The following is a 19073-nucleotide window of genomic DNA, read 5'->3' on the forward strand; positions in this document are numbered from 1 at the left end:
TTTTTATTTAGTTAAGTGAATCTATGCCTACCATCCAGGACAAATTAAAATTGATGCACTTAGTTTTAAAGTTAACAGGCCACAAGAATTGGCATCTGTCATCTAAATGACAGAACATCGATTTTTTTGGAATTATAATCATGCTATCAAGCTGAAGCTGCGATAAGGTTGATGGCGTCGAGAGTCGCTGTCTGCATATCCCAAAAATAAAGAAGAGGGCGTGAAGAAATGGAAGCACAATTGAATTTAAAACACAAAATTGGTCAAGGGATTTCACCGCAACAATTCACGGATGGAATGAAGAATCGGAACATGGAAAACAGCAAAATCTTGAATACCAAAGAAAAGTTCATTACCATCTACGATAATTTCAAATGGGCGCATGAAGATCAGAAATCATTTTTTACATCTTTAAACAATCGCTCCGACCTGCACTGTTTAATTCTATGCACAGATTGGTGTCCAGACGTCATCTGGAACGTTCCTTTACTGTTTCGAGTGATGGAGCAGAGCGGCATTCCGACTGAAGTGTTGCCGATGGAGGAGCATCTGGAAACTATGGATCACTTTCTCACAAATGGCGGGCGAAATCAGCCGATCGCGGTCTTCTTAAATGCGTCCGGAGATGTTCTAGGCAGATGGGGAGCCCGTCCAGCCTATATTCAAGCCGTGATGGATCGGTTTAAAAAGAACAATCCAGACAAACAGGAAGCGGATTATAAGGAGAAATTGAACCAAACCTATGGGGAGATCGGAGAACTCTATCAAGTTAGTAATGATTATCAGAATGTTATTTTTAATGAATTGAGGGACTTGTTTACGACTTTTGGTGAAGTTAGGTGATATTTAAGGCTTGGACATTTTTGATCGGAGCTAATTTGTTTTGGGCAGGTAATATCATTTTTGGAAAATTGATTGTGACTGAATTTCCGGCGGAGTGGACAGTCTTTCTCAGATGGGTCGTCGGACTGATTCTTCTAATTCCCATTGCTGAATTTAGGGAGAAACCTTCATGGGGACAAATATGGAGGAATAACTGGGTATTGATCATTTTGCTAGCTATTTTAGCTATTGTGCTATACACCTACCTCTCCTATGCTTCATTACAGTTCACTTCTGCAACGAACAACGCTCTATTTACTACCCTTACACCTGGCTTGATAGTGCTCTTCTCGTTGATATTCCTAAGAGAACAAGTCAATGTCTTTCAGTTCATGGGATTAATCACCTCATTTATTGGTGTTATGATTGTGTTAACGAAAGGTAACTTGTTTCAGTTGTTTCATATTCAGTATAACAAGGGCGATGCGATCATGTTATTCGCTGTCTTATGTTGGGCTGGTTATTCTTTGCTTCTAAAAAAAGCAAAAGGCATTCCACCTGTAACATTGGTTGCGATGATTGCGCTGGCCGGTGCTATTCTGATGATTCCTTTGTTATTTTTTCATCCGATTCACTCCCACAACATCACATCTTTAGGGATCATAGGGGTTCTATACATGGGGATATTCCCGTCAGTCGGTTCATTTATTCTCTGGAACCAAGGTGTTAAAATTCTTGGTGCGAGCAAGGCTGGCATAACGATGAATCTGATTCCTGTCTTTACAGCCATTATTTCAGTTATCTTGGGGCATGAGTTGGAGATATCGCAGATGCTCGGAGGACTAATGACAATTTCCGGTATGTTATTGATTGCAATGAAACGGAACCAGGTATCGCAGAATAGCGTTCCCGTAGCTCAACATGTAGGCCTAAAGGACACAATTTAAATTGTGGCAAAAAAAACCGGAAGCAAACGCGCTTCTGGTTTTTTTGCCATTCATCATGCTTAATATGGACCATGATGTCAAAGGTGACATCCTAGAAATGGTCTGTGTATATAAAAGGGTTCTTAACTAAATAATAACATAGTATCATTCAGGCATTTGGAGACTTTCGCTGGGAAGGATTTATTTGCAATGGAAACTGAATTTGAAAACCTCGATCAATTATTGAAATTATGTGGACAATCAAATGACTTTAAGAGAACAGTGGTTTTACTTGGTAAACAAGAAGTGATTATTTTCTATTATAGTTCCTTGATTGATGCGAAGTGGATGCAGCAACATTTGATTCTTGTCATGCAAAATCGTTCACTGGACTCCGAAATCAATGAGATCGAAGATATAAAGACATGGATTCCCATTAATGATATTGAGATTACCAACGAGTTAACAACTATTCAATCCAAACTTCTGAAAGGTTATGCTATTGTTCAACTTCATGAGAATGAGCAGAAGTGTGCATTGGTTAATTTATCGGCCCATCAAGGGTTGCGAGAAAATAATGATACGGAAAACGAGTTTAGCGTCGTGGGCCCTAAAATCGGTTTCGTAGAGGACCTGGATACAAATATCGGTTTGCTCAGAACACTACTCAATATTCCAAACTTGATAATAAAAGAAATTACTGTTGGATCATCTTCAAAAACAAGAGTCGCTATCATTTATATCGCTGGGTTGACAAATGAGGATTTTATCCGAACGGTTGAGCAAAGGCTTTCTGAAATTGATTATGATGTCGTGTTTGATTCATCATTATTGGATCAAATGATGTCAGACAATGCTATGACGCCATTTCCATTGTTTGTATCCTCGGAACGCAGGGACCGGGTGGGGTATTCACTTAGTAACGGGCAAGTTGCGGTTATTAGCGACGGATCACCTTATTTTGTTACGGGGCCCTCTACGTTGTTTGATTTTTTTATTTCCGCGGAAGATTACTATTTACCATGGATATTAGGTTCTTTTTTTCGATTGATTCGAATCTTTGGTGTCATTTTTTCACTATTTACCACAGCAATGTATGTTGCGATAGCCACTTACCATTATGAAGTCATTCCAAAAGATTTGTTAAGCCCTCTTATTTTTTCAAGACAAAACGTTCCATTTCCTCCGATATTTGAAGTGTTTTTTTTAGAAATAAGCATTGAATTTCTTAGGGAAGCAGGGGCAAGATTACCTACAAAAATTGGGCAAACCTTAGGTATTGTCGGAGGAATTGTTATCGGACAAGCTGCGGTACAAGCAGCTTTAACAAGCAATATTTTACTTATTCTTGTCGCGTTATCGGCTTTAGCCTCATTTACGACACCCATTTATAAGATGTCAAATACGATACGGTTTTTACGCTTTCCTATTATCATTCTGGCAGCGATATGGGGAGCAATTGGCATATTTATCGGGGTGGGTTTTTTGTTCGTCCATATTATTCGTCTAAAATCTCTAGGCTCGCCTTATTCTGTTCCGATATTTCCATTCAGGATTATGTCTTTTAAAGACGGTTTTATTCGTTCACCTTTTCAAATTCTGAATAAAAGACCTCAACATTTAAGACCTGAATCTTCAGTTAAGTATTTGCCTAAAAAACCAGTTAAGCAAAAAAATGACCTTGATGAAGAATAAATGATGAAAGAAGGACCAATATGTATAGATGGAAAATCTTTCACATTATGATTATGTGCGCAGTTTTATCGGCTTGTGCCGATCAGAGAATTGTGAATAAGGTTTGTCTTGTCCATGCAATTAGCTTTGATACCGATGCAAAAGGCAAAGAAAGCACTGCTCTAATTGCTCACTATAAAGAACAGGGGAAAACAGAACTACAAGTCATACATACGGAATCAAACACTAATACTGGGACTATACCACGACTAAATATGCAGGCAAAAGATCTCCTTGTAAGTGGACAGCTACGGATGGTGTTATTCGGTAAAATGTGTGCAGAAAAAGGGACTGGGGCTGAAATGCGTAATTTAATTCGCGATTCTAGAATTTCATCTATGCTTCAGCTTGGAGTGGTGGATCGAGACGCTTCCGAGCTTTTGGAAATCATTAAAAAATACCAAGAACCATATTTTTTATCCGAAATGATCGAGCAAAACATCAGAAACGGAAATTTACCGATGATGAACCTTCATTTAGCCTTATTTAATTATTATGGCGAAGGAAGAGACATGTTTTTACCGTATTTTAAAATAAATGGCGGAGAAGTAATAATCAACGGACTCGCTTTATTTAGGCGTGATCAGAAGATTACCGACATTAACATGAAGGACGCTTTCTTATTAAAACTACTTATTCAGAACTCGAAGAATGGAACTTACAAGGTTCCATTTGCAGGAAAGGCATCAAATAAACAGGATGAAGATTTTATTATATTGAGAAGCAAAGACTCAAAAGCAAATTATATTGTGAACAAAGTAAAACCAATTCCTTCTATTTCAATTCAGTTGAAATTGGTGGCGGAACTTAAGGAAATCCCAGAATGGATGGATTTAAGATCTGAAGAACAGTTGTCTCAGTACGAAGAAACAATAAGTTCGTATTTGAAAAATAAAATTGAAGACTTCCTTCTATTATTGAAGGAAAAAAAGGTTGATCCAATCGGCTTGGGCGACCTAGTAAGAAGTCAGTCAAAGGAATGGAGTGACCAAGATTTTGAAAAAATTTATCAAGCAATCAAAACGACAGTAAACATTCAAGTAAAAATTGTCAATACTAGTGCTTGAATGAGATCTGGAAGTACAGTTGAGGAGGTATTTTGTATATGAAAAATCCAGTTAACGAAAAATATTTAATATCTCCGTTCTTAATTGTTCCTCTTATGTATGTCAGTATGGTTGGGGTCGGAGTTCTGAATTTCCAAAGAGAATTGATCGAACATGCGGGATATAATGCTTATATCTCTGTTTTTTTAGTAGGGGTGAGCATACATTTAATCATATGGATGATTTATAAAATTTTACATTCGAATCAAGAATGCCTAGATGTCACTCAAATCAATAATTTATGTTTCGGGAAATTCGCAGGGAACATAATCAATTTCGCAATCGTTCTTTATTTTTTTTTTGGAGCTTATATTGAATTCAAAGCCTACATTGAAGTTGTTCAAATCTGGGTATTTCCATCTATAAAAATTTTACCCATAAGCAGCATTTTACTGTTGTTTATTTATTATACGGTATCAGGCGGGTTTCGTATCGTTACCGGACTAAGCTTTTTGGGATTTCTAATGACACTTATCTTTATTATTCCAGAAAATTTATCTGTTTTGCCGTATATACATCCGTTGAACTTGTTGCCTCTATTTAACCATTCAATCACTGACATATTGCTCTCCTCCAAAAGCATGCTATATCAATTCCTGGGATTTGAAGCTCTCTTATTCTTTTACCCATTTATTAAATCACCGGAAAAATCTCAAAAATGGGCGCAACTGATGGTGCTTTTTGTTACATTATTGTATTTGATGGTATTAATCGTAACGTTTATGTATTTCAGTGAAGGTCAGCTGCGCGAAATCTCATGGCCAACGCTTAATATGCTCAAGATAGTTGAAGGACCTGTGTTCCAGAGAGTAGAATATCTTGCGATTTCGTTGTGGTATGTAAAAAATTTAGCAGGCATATGTTTGAGCTTATGGGCTGCGTGCCGTGGAATGAAAACTGTTTCTAAGATTAAACCGCGTGTGAGCTTGCTTGCGTTTCTAATCGGAATTCTGATATTAAATTATTTTTTGAAGGACCATAGCATATTTCGATGGAGTTCCGAGTTGTATTCAAACGTCGGAATTTATTTTATCTATGGATATATCCCGATTATGTTCGTAGTCACGCAGGTAAGGAAGAAGATGAGTAAGGGGTAGAGGCACAGTTATTACCAGCTTGTATATGAATTCAAAGGCTGCGCTATCGTGATTGACCCTCGATAAATGGAGTAAAGTAATGTACCTCACAGAACTCCACTTTCAATAGGATTTATAATTAAGCAATCACTTGATATTGAAGGTTTCAGAACGATGAGTAACCAAAAATTAAATACGGACTAGCCCGAGCGGAACAAGGGAAAGACGATTAATCCATGTTCGTGCATAAGCAATCTTTTGCGTATAAGTCATAAAGGTCATTAAAGAGGAGTGATATTCTTATGAGCAAGATATGGTGTTTATCGCACATTAGCATCTTTGAAGAAATGACAAATGAAGATATGATTGAGATTAATCTACTGGACACCATCAATCATTTCAATTGGTTTCCGAAAAACACATTGATTCAAACCCCGGAGAAAGTTTGCGAGGGACTTTTTTTTGTCAAAGAAGGTAAACTTAGACTCTATATACTGAAGGAAAACGGGAAGCAAATTACGCTTGATATCTTGGCAAGAGGAAATTTGTTCGGAGAGCTAAAATCAATCTCGCTCGGGACAAAGCGTGTTTATATCGAAACGATGGAATCATCGCTTATCTGCTCCTTATCGGAGAATCAGTTCAACAAGCTGATTCTCCGTCGGCCGCAGCTTGGGCTAAAATTAATAAAGGTTCTAAGTGAACGATTGAAGGAACGAAATGATCAGTTGGAGCAACTCGAGAACCATGGCCTTCGAAATCGCGTTCTTCATTTATTTACTACGCTGGGTATTAAATTTGGCGTCATTCGAGAAGGTTATGTACTGATTGATCTTGCGCTTTCCAAACAAGAGATTGCCAATATACTCGGTGCTTCCTTGGAGGCTGTCAGGTGTGTGATGAACGAGCTTGTCAAAGAAGGGTGCATCAAAACATCACGAATGTCTGTACAATTTCCAAAAACTATGCTCAAAGACGAGTTTCATGAATGATTGGAAAAGAAAGTAGGCTGGGCTTTGGTATAAGGTATAGTGTCCGCATGGTTTGTTTCCATAATAAATAAAATATGCCATTTAAGAGGCTATAGTAATGGAAATTTACGACATATGTCTTAGGACACTCGCAATCGCCTTGGCTCCCTCCAAAATGTTGGTTTCTTCCACATTGCCAAATCCCATAATAAGATGATCTTCGTACCTTCCTTTAACGATGGTGTATCTTTCTGCTGGATATACTTTAATATGAAGCTCCTCAAGTTGAGCGGCTACTTGGGCGTCCCATAGGCTTCCGGCTATTTTCGCAACCAAATGCAGGCCTGCGGCATCCCCGGATATTTTCACTCTATTTCCGAAAACGTTGGACAGAGCGGCAATGAGACTTTTTCGTCTCGTGCTGTAAATGCGCTTCATACGAGCGGTGTGGTGTTCCAGGTGGCGTTCGGAGATAAATCTCGCCAATGTGATTTGCGGCAAGATCGGACAATGCATGTCTGTCAGCTTCTTTAAACGCAGAAGTGAAGTTAGCAGCTCATTCGGAACGACCATATAACCGATACGCAACGCAGGAAACAAGTTTTTACTGAAAGTTCCAACATAGACGATACGTTCCGAGTCGAGTTCTCGGAGAGCATGTATCGGCATTCCTGTATAACGGAATTCACTGTCGTAATCATCTTCGATAATATAACTTCCGGTTTGTCGCGCGTAATCAATAAGCTGGATGCGCCGCCCAATGGAAAGAATGCTCCCTAAAGGAAATTGATGTGAAGGAGTAACGAACACGCATTTGGGGTGTCGATGAGTCGGCATGTCGTCAATACGCATGCCATGTTCATCTACGGGAACCGGTATAAGATCAGCACCTGTCGATGCAAAAATATGTTGAATGAAGGTGGCGCTAGGATCTTCTATGGCTACTGCGTCACCTGGTTTTAATAAAAGCCGAGACAGCAAGGCTATGGCCTGAGTTGCTCCGGCAGTTATGATCACCTGTGAAGGCAGACACTGAATCCCCTTCGTATGCAGCAAAAGCCGGCAAATAATTGTGCGAAGTTGCCAATGTCCTGCAGGATCTTCGTCATAGCCAAATTCTCCTGAATGCGTATTTGTGTATGAGGCAACGGCGGTTTCTTTCCAAATCTTGAAAGGGAAGTGCTCCAGAGCCGGAAAACTTGGACGAAAATCAATGCCTTGGAAGCGAGCCGGGGGTTCCGCGACAGTTGCTTCACCGGAATCGATGTCTTGGAGCTGAGAAGGGAATTGTCGTCTACTTCCGCCCAAATCAATGACATAACTGCCAGAACCTTGACGGCCCTCCAAGTACCCTTCCGCGATTAACTGTTCATACACGTCCACGATGAGTGACCGCGATACTCCGAATTCATTTGCCATATCCCTCGTTGATGGGAGCTTAACACCGACTGCATAGATACCTTGAAATATCTGTTCGCGCAGTAAAGAATAGATTTCTTTCGTTTTCGATTCATTTGTAGCAGACAGCGTGCGTCGGGGCATAGAGCTAGTCCTCCTTCGTTTCAGAAAAGTGGTATGCTATTTTTTAAGTGAAAGTGGATCTGATGGAATCCAATTCTACATGCTATGATGAATGTTGCCAATACAAAGTTTCAGGAAGTAGAAGAACCTTCGAACCTTCTTTATTCAGACACGTGAACGGAACGTTCGAAACACATGGTTGCGCCTTCCGTTCCATGGTGCTTTTTACTGTTTTTTGACTGGTGTTGTTAGTTGTATGTAATCGGGCCTATATTATCCGTATTATCAAAAGACACTTTTTCCGTAAGTTGACTATGACTATTTGGAGGCTCGATATTCAATGAACAAGCTCTGGTATTTATCGCAAATCAGCATTTTTGAAGAGATGTCGAGCGAAGAGTTAAGAGAGATCGATCAGTTAGATACCATTCATCATTTCAATTGGATTGAAAAAAACACATTAGTCCAAGGTCCAGAGTCTATCCGCCAGGGGCTCTATTTCGTCAAGGAAGGCAAGCTTAGACTCTATCAACTGAATGACAGCGGAAAACAGTTTACGCTGGGCATTCTGACAAAAGGAAATATATTCGGAGAGTTAAATTCATTCTCGTTCGGAACCAGACGAGTTTATATTGAAACGATAGAACCGTCGCTTCTTTGCACCATGTTCGAGCTTCAGTTCGAACGGCTGATGATCAATCGGCCTCAGCTTGCGCTCAAATTTCTTAAAACACTTAGTGACCGGTTGAAAGAGCGAGAGGATCAATTGGAACAGTTTGCGCTTCACAGTCTTAAGAAACGAGTGCTCCATCTTCTTTCCACACTGAGCGCAAAATTCGGCGTCATTCAAGACGGATATGCGCTGATCGATCTGCCTCTTTCCCATCAAGAGATTGCCAATATGCTCGGTGCTAGCCGCGAAGCGGTCAGTGCCGCAATGAGCGAACTTAGCAAAGAGGGCGTCATTAAGACATCGCGCCTGTCTGTTCAACTTGCCCTTACAATACTTGAAGAAAATAGTCCTCGAAACTCTATACATTGACAAGCAAAAGATCCCAATAATATCGCGGATATAAGACAACAAATGGAAGTAATTAGTATTACGGGATTCAACGGGACACTATAGTTGAACATTCAGGGAGCAGTTCGCCGCGGCCGGCAGCAGCTCCTTTTTCATTAGAAACATGGCAATTCTTAAAGAACATGGAATTAAAATATTCGCCCTTACTAATCAACACAACATATCTAAGAGACTGACGACAGAATTAGAATTTTAAAAAAAGAATTTGGAATTTATGGATTCATCCTCAATTCGTAGATGCAAATCCTCCTCCTCTATTTATTTTTCTTATTTATAATAATTCTCAAAAAGTATTGACTTTCATTTATATTTATTTATAATAATTATTATCTGATATCGATTATCAGTGGACAAGCAGTGGAACGGATAGAAAGGGTGCAGCGGCGATGTACGATGTCATTATTATTGGAGCAGGACCGGCAGGAGCTTCAGCTGCCATCTATACAGCTAGAGGAAACTTGAAGACGTTGGTGATTGATAAGGCACCGAACACGGGAGCTTTGGCCATCACGCACAAAATTGCGAATTACCCTGGGGTCATTGGGGCGTTATCCGGCAAGGAACTGTTGGATACGATGCGGGAGCAAGCAAAAGGTTTCGGCGCTGAATTTATTCAAACGACAATTACGGCTGTAGATGTGGAAGATGAGACGAAAGTCGTGTTTACGGCGGACGGTATGTATGAAGGCAAATCGATTATCATTGCGACGGGGTCGAAAGGACGCAACCGTATGCTTCCTGGTGAAGAGAATCTGCTCGGGCGTGGCGTGAGTACTTGTGCAACGTGTGACGGAGCTTTTTTTGATGGGAAAACGGTCGCAGTCATCGGTGATTCGGAAGAAGCGCTGGAAGAAGCCCAGGCACTAAGCAAATTTGCGGAAAAAATCCACTTCGTAGTACCACGGCCTGAATTGCAAGGCGTTCATCATACCCCGGAGATACCGGGAACGGACATCCTCTATAAAGCCAAACCGCTTGAAGTGCTTGGCACGAATAAGGTAGAAGGGCTTCGCATTCGCACAGGCGTTGGTACGGAGGAAGTGCTTGAAGTGGACGGCGTCTTCGTCTTCCTATCCGGCAGCAAACCCGGGACAGACTTCCTGCAAGGCCAAGTTCCGCTGGATGAAGAGGGTTTTATGATTCTCGACAGCTCGATGCAATCATCGGTTCCAGGCGTGTTCGGCGCCGGCGAAGTTAGACGCACACCTGTTAAGCAAGCCGTCGTTGCAGCTGCGGATGGGGCCATTGCGGCCATGGCCGTTGATAAATTTATTAATAAACGGGCTCAATTGATCCCGCAATATAAATAATCTTACAACTTATTAGGAGATGAAATCATATGTCTAATGTCATTGTTTATTCAAGCACGAATTGCCCTTATTGCCAGCAGTTAAAAAAGTACTTAACCGATCAGCAAGTGGCCTATGAAGAAAGAAATATTGATCTAAATGACCAATATGGCCAAGAGCTTCACGATATGGGCATGATGTCGCTGCCGGTAACGGTGATTGGCGAGCACAAAATTCTGGGTCTCAATGTGACCAAGCTCAAAAAGGCTTTGGCTGAAGTAACTGTATAATCCACAATCCACATAAAATAGATAGATAAAGAGGAGAGAGAATCATGACACAATTAACCGCACAACCATCCCAATCTTTTGCTAAAATAGGACTGCCAGCACCAAGCTTTTCACTCTTGTCCACGAAAAACATGGAAACTTTAGAAGAAAAAATTTCTCTTGAGGACTACAGAGGCAAGTGGTTAGTATTCTTCTTCTGGCCTTTCGATTTCACGTATGTATGTCCAACGGAAATTACGGCTTTCAGCGACAACTATGAAGAGTTTCTTGATTTGGATTGCGAAATCGTAGGGGCATCCGTGGATAGTGTGTACACGCATAGAGCCTGGACACAAACGCCGCGCGATCAAAGCGGTATCGGTCCCGTGAAATTCCCGCTCGTCAGCGATTTCTCCAAAGAAACAGCGCGTGCTTATGGCGTTCTGGATGATGAAACAGGCGCGGCTCACCGCGGTTTGTTCATTATCGATCCTGAAGGCGTTCTGCGGTACCAAGTCGTGACAGACATGAATGTTGGACGTTCGGTAGACGAGACGCTGCGTGTGCTTCAAGCGCTTCAAGCCGGAGGGCTTTGCCCGGCGAACTGGAAACCCGGTGACAAAACGCTATAATTTATAAATGTAGCATGCCCCAATTCGTATTAATCCACGGATTGGGGCTTTCGTGTGCATTCGGGGCTGCATTTGCAGTATAATAGGAAGGCAAATGAGGCAACGACAGAAAGGTTAGATCGGTGATGCAGTCCATTTCGGACAAACTATTTATGGGTTCTTTGATTTTACTGATGATTTCCGTTGTGGTCAGCGGAATCGGGTTTCAATTCGTGAACTGGCGCACGCAAGTGACAGATGAGTTGGATGAGGAGACGAATTCCAGTTCCGCCCGCAAGAAGGCGGTCATGGAGCGTCAAGATAAGAGCTTAAAACGTGTGATTCGTTCCTATTTATTTTGGATTGCGATTGCAGGCATGCTCGTATCCGTCCTACTCTCTCGATTGTAGGCTCTTTTAATACAGAAAAAGGCGTATAGCGGCTCTTGGAGCCCGTGCTATATGCCTTTTTTCGTTTAACCGGAATCTCGCGCGATGAAACGGGACGAGAGAATGATTTTCTCGGCTTGTCTTCCCGGGTGTTTGAGCCGATACAGGAGAGTTTCCACGGCCCGAATGCCAAGCGATTCTTTCGCCAGCTCAATGGTGCTAAGAGGCGGGTGCGCATAGGCGGAGGCATCAATGTTATCGATCCCGATGACCTTAACCTGGCCCGGAACATCGATGCCATGGCGCTTAAGAATGGGAATCAGCTCCAGCGCGATTTGATCGTTCGCGCAGATCATGCCTTCGGGCAGGCTTTCAGATGAAAGTGCCGATACTTTGCGCTCCAGGTACTGCAGGACCTGACGACTCTGGTAGGGAATGTTCCATTTCTTCAACGAGTAGTCCTCGTCCGGTTTACTCAAATCTTCCATGGCCATTCGGCAGCCCCAGAAGCGCTCCTTGAAGCTGACGGCAAATTGATCATCGCCGACGAAAACAAGTCGTTTCAAGCCTGCGGCAAGAAGGCGTTGACAGGCCATTTTACCCGAGTCCAAATTATTATTGAGAACGCAATCCACATCCACTAAAGGTTCGGAATGGTCAATTAATACGAGCGGAATCCCGGTTTGCTGGAGGGAGATGACAGAAAGGGTAGGAAAAGTTCCTGCCAGAAGATGGCCCGCGCAGTGGTCAGGATTCACATACGAAGGAATCTGCAGCTTCTCGTTATGATGAGCCGGAACAGGGATGATCAGATGCTCGAAGCCCAACTCCTTGCTGGCCGCCCCGATCCCCGCGAGAACTTTCCCCCAGAAGGGATTGTCCTGCTGATAAATGGCCTGAATCCAAACCAGAATATAAGGCGTTTCCCCGTTAACGCTCAAAGAATCATTATTCGGGCTTCCGGAGGTCTGCGCTGCTGATTGCATGAGATATCCCATGGCTTTCGCCATTTCTTGAATTCGCAGCCGGTTCTCCTCGCTTACACCTGATTTTCCGGACAGCGCTTGGGACACGGTATATTTAGACAGTCCTAGTCGATCTGCTATTTGCTGCATGGAAACTTTTTTGCTCAATGAATGCACCTACTTCATTAAAATCATCATTTACATAACAAAACTAACAAATCTCATTGTCGAATATAAAAGAAGTATTGTCAATCTATTAGGAGGTCTACGTATAAAAATGAATTGACGTTAAGAGTGAAAATGATTACAGTAGGGGTGTCGGAATGAATGTTAGCCTAACAAAAATAACATAATAATCATACTCACCACAACGGGAGGTTTTAAAATGGGTAACTGTGTAATTTTTTATGATGCAGCGTTTCCTTATGAAGGCACTCGGCCGGACAGCCGCAGTCTGGAAACATTGGCACAATTGGGCCGTATTGTTGGCGCTGAGGAGCTACCGGAAGCTTTGCTGCAAGGGACGGCTGACAATTTCCTTCATCTTCATGGGCGGTATTTTCCAAAAGCAGCTTGGGAAGCGGTGATGTCGCATGTTCGCAGAGGGAAAGGCCTGCTTCATCTCGGGAGCGCGCCATTTCGAGTACCGGTTTATCCAAGCAACGAGGGATGGACGGCGGAAGCAGAGCAAACCGGCTACCACCAGCTTTTGCAGATTCACGAGGTGCTTCCTGTCGATCCTGCACCCATCGCCCGTTATGCGGCTCATGCGGATCTGCCTTTGCTAGCCGGCAAAGAGGCGCTGTTTCAAGTGCAGCCAACAGTTGGTCTCGCGCTTCACGTAACTCGCGCGGATGATCATCCGGGTCAGATCGGCTCAAGCGGGCCGATGGACGCCCACCTTTTGCCGCTGCTGAAAGGAATTTCTTCGGAAGACCGCGAAGTTGCGGCGCCAATCGTGCTGCTGGAGAACACGAAGGGTGATTTTGCAGGCGGACGCTGGATTTTCGCCAACTTGGTGACGAATGATGCCTTCTGGACACAAGGGGGAGCGGAAGTGCTGAGGGATTTGGCTGCCTTTACGGCGCGGGGGGTAACCGAAATTTGGTTCAAGCCGAATTACGCCTGTTATGATCCCGGTGACCGAGCGGCATTGACCATCCAACTGCAAACGCTTGCCAATCGCGAAGCAGCTGTCTCCGCTAATACGTCGTGGACATTCGATGTTCAGGTGAAAAAAGACGGCGTTTCGGAACCGTTATGGTCAACTTCTGTTCAAATGGAGGCATCCCGCGAGCTGACTTATAAAAAAATGAATGTGCCGGTCGATCTAGAGCCGGGTTATTATTCGGCGGTATGTACAGCCGTTGCAAATACAGGCGAAACGCGTATCTACCAGCAGGGTTTTTGGGGATATGATACGGAGTTGCTGCGCGAAGGAACACCGCTTTCCTGCGATCGCGACTATTTCATCAAAGATGGACGTCCGCTGCCGATCGTTGGCATGACCTATATGACGAGTGATGTGGCGCGGAAATTTCTTTTTCTGCCTAACGTATCGGTTTGGGACAAGGATATCTCACAAATGGTCAAAGCAGGAATTAACCTGCTGCGCACAGGGATTTGGTCCGCATGGCGCCAAGTGATGTTCGTCGATGGCCATCCTTATGAAGAAGTGCTGCGTGCCATTGACGCCTTTATTTTGACTTGTAAAAAGCACAACATTGAAGTCACGTTTAATTTCTTCGCCTTTACACCGGAGCTGTGGGAAGGTGTCAATCCGTATCTGGATCCGCGCAGCGTGGAAGCTCAGAAGCGATTTATTTCGGCAATCGTGTCGCGCCATAAAGAAACAACGAATGTCCATTGGGATCTGATCAATGAGCCGTCCATGTTTAACCCGAATAAGCCATTTTCCGGGCCGCAATCCGCGCAGGACAAATTCGAGAAAGGAGCGTTCACCGCATGGCTGGAAAATCGTCACGGCGATATTCGCAAGCTGCAGGAGCGTTGGAATATGACGCCAATGGAACTGCCTGATTTTCAGAGCGCAAAACTTCCCGATGTTTCGGAAATGAATATGAAGACGACCGAAATGCTGGAGAAAAAAGGCGGACCATGGCTGGATTATACGTATTTTACGATGGATATGCATAATCGCTGGGCTAGTGAATTAATTGCGACTATCCGCAGCATCAATCCTGCTCATTTGGCAACGGTTGGTCAGGATGAGGGACTTGGCGCACTGCGTCCATCACCATTTTTCTATGCGGAAGTAGTGGATTATACGACGGTTCATACCTGGTGGTTAATGGATCAGTTAGTGTGGGACGGTATTTTCTCCAAAGCGCCGGATAAGCCGAGCCTGATTCAGGAAACCGGCATCATGTATATAGAAACAGCTGATGGACGCGCAAAACGTTCGGAACATGAGCTGCGGAACATTCTGGAGCGCAAGTATGCCTATGCCTTTTCGACGGGCGGGGCGGGCGCTGTGCAGTGGATTTGGAATATTAACTTCTATATGAACAATATTAATGAATCGCACATTGGTGCGCTGCGAGCAGATGGCACAGAGAAACCGGAAGCGGATGTTTCGTATGATTTCGGCGCTTTTATGGGCGGTATTCGAGATTTGTTTGTAGATCGTCAGTTGGAGGAAGTCGTGGCTATTTTCCCTTACTCCAATGATTTTTCAACGAGAAGATTAGCTGGCGAAGCCACTTCCAAGCTGACTCGCACGCTGGCGTATTCGATGAATGTACCTTTCCGCGGGATGGGCGAGTACCAGTTGGACGCTTTGGAGCACAATCCTCCCAAGCTGATTATTGTACCTAGTGCTCACAATTTCAGCGATGAAGCGTTGGAAAAATTGACCCAGCATGTGCGCACGCATGGCGGAACGCTTTTATTCACAGGGCCGCTTGGGCTGAATGAATACTGGACACCGGTATCGCGTCTGACGGACGTGGTGGGCGAGACGGTGCTGAGCAACATTTTGCGGGAAGAAATGATGGTCTTGAACGGCAGCCAGTATCCCGTCTCATTCGGCGGTGCCCGGATTTCACAAGTGAACAAAGAGGTCACGCTCTCTGAAGACGATGATGAGAACAGCGGATGGAGCTCTGGACATGGAACCACCCGCCGTTATGCGCTTGGCAAAGGGCAGCTCATCTGGTGTCCGCTGCCGGTTGAATTAAATGAACGCGGTGAAAGTATAGAAGCGTTGTACAACTATGCTTTGGCGGAAGCTGGCGTATCAGAGGAAATGACGTGGGTGAAAGGCGGGCAACTGCCCGGCGTTTACGGACGCAAGCTGAACTTCGCCGAAGGTTCATTGTATATTTTCGTGTCGGAATACAGCGTAGATACAGCGATCGAAGTGAAAGATCCGGGTACCGGCCGAAGCTATGCCTTTGAGCTTGAGTCGGAGCGTACCGTCATGTTCGCGACAGATCGGGAAGGCGCATTGTTAGCTGTTTACCGTCCGAATCAAGTGGTCGTCAACGTGAAATAAATAAAAAAGCCTCTGCGCCGCAGCAGCTGACGACAGTCAACCTAGCGGACAGAGGCTTTTTTTAATTGATTTCCTCAACGCAGGAGCTACAAACCATTTTCCCTTTGAAATAGGTCATATCCTCGAAATTACCGCAGAATACACAAGCGGGCATATACTTTTTCAAGGTGATACGTTCCGGATCGACATAGACTTCAATTGCGTCACCAATATCAATGTGCAGCGTTCTCCGAAGCTCAATCGGCAAAACGATACGCCCTAATTCGTCAACTTTCCTTACAATCCCCGTTGATCTCATGTTAAACAGCCTCCTGGACAATTTGAGTTTAATCGTTTCATTACATGGATAACTACTCTTATTCCACATTTGAACTTGAATTCCTTTTATTTACTCGAAGGTATTATGTTAAACTTTGCATAAGTATTGGAGGATGCCTATAATGGTGATCAATATCGGGCAAATTTAAAATAATTCGTGCATCTCTCTTATATAAAGCCTAATCCACTATTGGTACTATAAATATAAGCAAAACATCACTGACGAAGTAGGGGGATTATAAACGATGATTAAATGGAAGCGTTCTCTAGGCGTTGTGTTAGCGACCGCGTTGGCCGGGTCTCTAGTAGCCTGTGCTAACGGCGGCAATACAAATAGCAAGGCAGATTCACAAGGCACAGCGACAGCAACTACCGCAGCGGCTTCGAATGAGCCGGTGAAATTACGCATTATGTGGTGGGGGGCTACGGTTCGCCATGAAGCAACACTCGCTGCATTGAAATTGTACACGGAAAAGCATCCGAACGTTACTTTTGAGCCTGAGTATTCCGGCATTGACGGCTATTTGGACAAGCTGTCTACGCAAGCAGCTGCTAATAATGCGCCGGATATTATGCAGCTTGATCCAGGTTGGATTTCGGATTGGGCGGGACGCAATCAATTGGCTCCGCTGACAGGTGTTGATGTGAGCAAAATCGATACGAAAGTATTGTCCGGTGGACAAGCTGGGGGCAAACAGTATGCGATGCCTTTAGGTTCAGTGGCCTACGGGATGATCTACGATAAAGCTGCTATGGATAAACTTGGTTTGAAAGCTCCGGAAAACGGCTGGTCATGGGATGATTTCTTCGCGCTTGCAAAAGAAGCAAAAACGAAGCTTCCGGAAGGTCAATACTTCACGAAGGATTACGCCGGCGACTATTTCGCTTACTCCGCCTTCCAATATGCGAAAGGCAAGGGCATGGTCGTATCGGATACAGGGAAATTCAATGTGGACCAGGCTACTTTCTTAGAATGGACACGTAATTTTGACGAGATGCGTAAGAATGGCATCGTACCTCCTGCGGATGTGAACTCCTCGGATAAAGAGTTTGATCCGAAAATGGATTTGATGGTTAACGGTAAAATCTTGTTCCGCATGGGCTTTTCCAGCAACTATGGCTCTTGGGATAGCTTGAAAAAAGGCGCTTATGCCCTTGTTACCATGCCTCGTACGGTCCAAGCAGGCGGTTGGTTGAAACCATCCTTGTACTTGGGTGTTTCCGCAACATCGAAGAAAGCGGAAGAGGCGAAAAAATTCGTGGATTGGTTCGTCAATGATCCGGAAGCTGCCAAAATTTTGACAACCGTACGCGGTTTGCCAGTCAATAAAGACATTGCCGCATCCTTGGAGTCCAGTATGAGCGATGTTGATAAAATCGGATCTGCACTTCTGCACGCAACCGAGAAAGACGGTCAAACCTGGAATCCAGGCGTGAAGGGGTGGACGAACTATATCGATAAGGATTGGCCGCTTGTTCGCGATCAACTGAGCTTCGGGAAATCAACGCCGGAGCAAGCTTTTGAACAACTGAAAGTGGCTGCACAAGCCTACGAAAAATAAGGCGAAAACGAGTCCGGGACATGCCTGTTCCGGCTCTTGTTTTTTTACTGTATAAACTCGGGAAAGAAAGGGACTGATGGTTATGGCGATTCGTGTGCAAGATGTCCTGAATCAGCTAATCGAGCCGGTTGGACGGTTAGATGTCACGGTGGATACGCTGAAGTCGGGTGACCCCTCGATGGAAGTAAAGGGTATTGCTACGACGTTCATGGCAACCCACGATGTCATTCAAAAATCCATTGAAAAAGGTGTGAATTTGCTCATAACGCATGAAGGCACCTTTTATCATCATCATGACCAGATTGGACATCTTGTGAATGATCCGGTTTATCAAGCGAAGCGCAAGCTGATCGAGGATTCCGGGATTGCGATTTTCCGGTTCCACGATTATTGGCATCGATATCGGCCGGATGGCATCATAACGGGCTTAATTCAGAGCTTAGAATGGGCGCCGTTTGTAACGGAAAATAGACCTGCGGCTTCGATGCTGACGGTTCCGCCAATAACGGTGAGAGAGCTTGCTCTATATGTGAAAAATAAGCTGGGTATCTCTTTCGTCCGAGTTGCCGGCGACGGGGCAATGATTTGCACGCGCATCGGCCTGCTTGCGGGATATAGAGGCGGGGGCGGCATGGCGATTCCTCTCTTTCAGGAAGAGGTGGATGTGATTATCGCCGGGGAAGGCCCCGAATGGGAAACACCGGAATATGTGCGTGACGCTGTGCACCAAGGCAGGAAGAAGGCTTTCATTGCACTCGGACATGCGGAAAGCGAAGAGCCGGGCATGAAATATTTGGCGGAGATGATGGCGGCGTTATATCCGAGTCTGCCCGTACATTTCATTTCGGAAAAGCAGGTTTTTCAAGTGATGTAATTACTAAAATATTAGAATAATCTTGACAGGGAGAGGACGATT

Annotated in this window: 17 protein-coding genes; 14 read left to right on the forward strand and 3 right to left on the reverse strand. The window is 44.1% G+C overall.

The window, feature by feature from the left end; genetic code table 11:
• Positions 1-228: 228 nt before the first annotated feature.
• The 6 genes from AC3WTJ_RS19965 to AC3WTJ_RS19990 all read left to right on the forward strand — a co-directional run bounded on the left by AC3WTJ_RS19965 (position 229) and on the right by AC3WTJ_RS19990 (position 6656).
• Positions 229-843: a thioredoxin family protein gene (locus AC3WTJ_RS19965; protein WP_492523334.1), complete on the forward strand. Its 615-nt coding sequence runs from the start codon at positions 229-231 to the stop codon at positions 841-843.
• Positions 840-1769: a DMT family transporter gene (locus AC3WTJ_RS19970; protein ID WP_492523335.1), complete on the forward strand. Its 930-nt coding sequence runs from the start codon at positions 840-842 to the stop codon at positions 1767-1769. The genes AC3WTJ_RS19965 and AC3WTJ_RS19970 overlap by 4 nt, the downstream gene beginning before the upstream one ends.
• A gap of 189 nt (positions 1770-1958) precedes the next feature.
• Positions 1959-3443: a spore germination protein gene (locus tag AC3WTJ_RS19975; protein WP_492523336.1), complete on the forward strand. Its 1485-nt coding sequence runs from the start codon at positions 1959-1961 to the stop codon at positions 3441-3443.
• Between the two features lie 20 nt (positions 3444-3463).
• A complete protein-coding gene (locus tag AC3WTJ_RS19980) occupies positions 3464-4549 on the forward strand; it encodes a Ger(x)C family spore germination protein (RefSeq protein ID WP_492523337.1) in 1086 nt (361 codons plus the stop codon).
• 38 nt (positions 4550-4587) lie between these two features.
• Complete coding sequence (locus tag AC3WTJ_RS19985) at positions 4588-5685, forward strand: GerAB/ArcD/ProY family transporter (protein ID WP_492523338.1); 1098 nt, start codon at positions 4588-4590, stop codon at positions 5683-5685.
• Between the two features lie 281 nt (positions 5686-5966).
• Positions 5967-6656: a Crp/Fnr family transcriptional regulator gene (locus tag AC3WTJ_RS19990; protein ID WP_492523339.1), complete on the forward strand. Its 690-nt coding sequence runs from the start codon at positions 5967-5969 to the stop codon at positions 6654-6656.
• Positions 6657-6761: 105 nt separating this feature from the next.
• On the opposite strand, the gene pdxR is transcribed toward AC3WTJ_RS19990, so the two are convergent.
• Positions 6762-8177: a MocR-like pyridoxine biosynthesis transcription factor PdxR gene (gene pdxR / locus AC3WTJ_RS19995; RefSeq protein ID WP_492523340.1), complete on the reverse strand. Its 1416-nt coding sequence runs from the start codon at positions 8175-8177 to the stop codon at positions 6762-6764.
• A gap of 319 nt (positions 8178-8496) precedes the next feature.
• Between pdxR and AC3WTJ_RS20000 the strand changes: the two genes are divergently transcribed.
• The 5 genes from AC3WTJ_RS20000 to AC3WTJ_RS20020 all read left to right on the forward strand — a co-directional run bounded on the left by AC3WTJ_RS20000 (position 8497) and on the right by AC3WTJ_RS20020 (position 11816).
• Complete coding sequence (locus AC3WTJ_RS20000; protein ID WP_492523341.1) at positions 8497-9198, forward strand: Crp/Fnr family transcriptional regulator; 702 nt, start codon at positions 8497-8499, stop codon at positions 9196-9198.
• 425 nt (positions 9199-9623) lie between these two features.
• Positions 9624-10547, forward strand: a complete 924-nt coding sequence (locus AC3WTJ_RS20005; RefSeq protein WP_492523342.1) for an NAD(P)/FAD-dependent oxidoreductase — start codon at positions 9624-9626, stop codon at positions 10545-10547.
• A gap of 29 nt (positions 10548-10576) precedes the next feature.
• Complete coding sequence (locus AC3WTJ_RS20010; RefSeq protein ID WP_127457915.1) at positions 10577-10816, forward strand: glutaredoxin family protein; 240 nt, start codon at positions 10577-10579, stop codon at positions 10814-10816.
• 44 nt (positions 10817-10860) lie between these two features.
• The gene (locus AC3WTJ_RS20015) at positions 10861-11427 is read left to right on the forward strand and encodes a peroxiredoxin (RefSeq protein ID WP_407871187.1); all 567 of its coding nucleotides are present in this window, start codon (positions 10861-10863) and stop codon (positions 11425-11427) included.
• A 122-nt stretch (positions 11428-11549) separates the two neighbouring features.
• Positions 11550-11816 carry a hypothetical protein gene (locus AC3WTJ_RS20020; RefSeq protein WP_127457913.1) on the forward strand — a complete coding sequence of 89 codons (267 nt, stop codon included), beginning with the start codon at positions 11550-11552 and terminating at the stop codon, positions 11814-11816.
• A 65-nt stretch (positions 11817-11881) separates the two neighbouring features.
• Here AC3WTJ_RS20020 and AC3WTJ_RS20025 read toward each other — a convergent pair whose 3' ends face one another.
• Positions 11882-12928, reverse strand: a complete 1047-nt coding sequence (locus AC3WTJ_RS20025; protein ID WP_492523343.1) for a LacI family DNA-binding transcriptional regulator — start codon at positions 12926-12928, stop codon at positions 11882-11884.
• Between the two features lie 217 nt (positions 12929-13145).
• Between AC3WTJ_RS20025 and AC3WTJ_RS20030 the strand changes: the two genes are divergently transcribed.
• The gene (locus AC3WTJ_RS20030) at positions 13146-16277 is read left to right on the forward strand and encodes a beta-galactosidase (protein ID WP_492523344.1); all 3132 of its coding nucleotides are present in this window, start codon (positions 13146-13148) and stop codon (positions 16275-16277) included.
• Between the two features lie 61 nt (positions 16278-16338).
• On the opposite strand, the gene AC3WTJ_RS20035 is transcribed toward AC3WTJ_RS20030, so the two are convergent.
• Positions 16339-16575, reverse strand: a complete 237-nt coding sequence (locus AC3WTJ_RS20035) for an AbrB/MazE/SpoVT family DNA-binding domain-containing protein (protein ID WP_127457910.1) — start codon at positions 16573-16575, stop codon at positions 16339-16341.
• A 265-nt stretch (positions 16576-16840) separates the two neighbouring features.
• Here AC3WTJ_RS20035 and AC3WTJ_RS20040 point away from each other — a divergent pair, with 265 nt between their 5' ends.
• Complete coding sequence (locus AC3WTJ_RS20040) at positions 16841-18157, forward strand: ABC transporter substrate-binding protein (protein ID WP_492523345.1); 1317 nt, start codon at positions 16841-16843, stop codon at positions 18155-18157.
• 82 nt (positions 18158-18239) lie between these two features.
• Positions 18240-19031 (forward strand): Nif3-like dinuclear metal center hexameric protein, encoded by a 792-nt coding sequence (locus AC3WTJ_RS20045; protein WP_492523346.1) that lies wholly within the window; start codon positions 18240-18242, stop codon positions 19029-19031.
• Positions 19032-19073 lie beyond the last annotated feature (42 nt).

This window comes from Paenibacillus sp. FW101-FHT12H11 (assembly GCF_058790355.1).

Excerpts from the sequence above, each read along its gene's own strand:
- AC3WTJ_RS19965 (WP_492523334.1), top strand. The coding sequence starts at position 229 with ATGGAAGCACAATTGAATTTAAAACACAAAATTGGTCAAGGGATTTCA.
- AC3WTJ_RS19975 (WP_492523336.1), top strand. The coding sequence starts at position 1,959 with ATGGAAACTGAATTTGAAAACCTCGATCAATTATTGAAATTATGTGGA.
- AC3WTJ_RS19980 (WP_492523337.1), top strand. The coding sequence starts at position 3,464 with ATGTATAGATGGAAAATCTTTCACATTATGATTATGTGCGCAGTTTTA.
- AC3WTJ_RS19985 (WP_492523338.1), top strand. The coding sequence starts at position 4,588 with ATGAAAAATCCAGTTAACGAAAAATATTTAATATCTCCGTTCTTAATT.
- AC3WTJ_RS19990 (WP_492523339.1), top strand. The coding sequence starts at position 5,967 with ATGAGCAAGATATGGTGTTTATCGCACATTAGCATCTTTGAAGAAATG.
- pdxR (WP_492523340.1), bottom strand. The coding sequence starts at position 8,177 with ATGCCCCGACGCACGCTGTCTGCTACAAATGAATCGAAAACGAAAGAA.
- AC3WTJ_RS20000 (WP_492523341.1), top strand. The coding sequence starts at position 8,497 with ATGAACAAGCTCTGGTATTTATCGCAAATCAGCATTTTTGAAGAGATG.
- AC3WTJ_RS20005 (WP_492523342.1), top strand. The coding sequence starts at position 9,624 with ATGTACGATGTCATTATTATTGGAGCAGGACCGGCAGGAGCTTCAGCT.
- AC3WTJ_RS20010 (WP_127457915.1), top strand. The coding sequence starts at position 10,577 with ATGTCTAATGTCATTGTTTATTCAAGCACGAATTGCCCTTATTGCCAG.
- AC3WTJ_RS20015 (WP_407871187.1), top strand. The coding sequence starts at position 10,861 with ATGACACAATTAACCGCACAACCATCCCAATCTTTTGCTAAAATAGGA.
- AC3WTJ_RS20030 (WP_492523344.1), top strand. The coding sequence starts at position 13,146 with ATGGGTAACTGTGTAATTTTTTATGATGCAGCGTTTCCTTATGAAGGC.
- AC3WTJ_RS20035 (WP_127457910.1), bottom strand. The coding sequence starts at position 16,575 with ATGAGATCAACGGGGATTGTAAGGAAAGTTGACGAATTAGGGCGTATC.
- AC3WTJ_RS20040 (WP_492523345.1), top strand. The coding sequence starts at position 16,841 with ATGATTAAATGGAAGCGTTCTCTAGGCGTTGTGTTAGCGACCGCGTTG.
- AC3WTJ_RS20045 (WP_492523346.1), top strand. The coding sequence starts at position 18,240 with ATGGCGATTCGTGTGCAAGATGTCCTGAATCAGCTAATCGAGCCGGTT.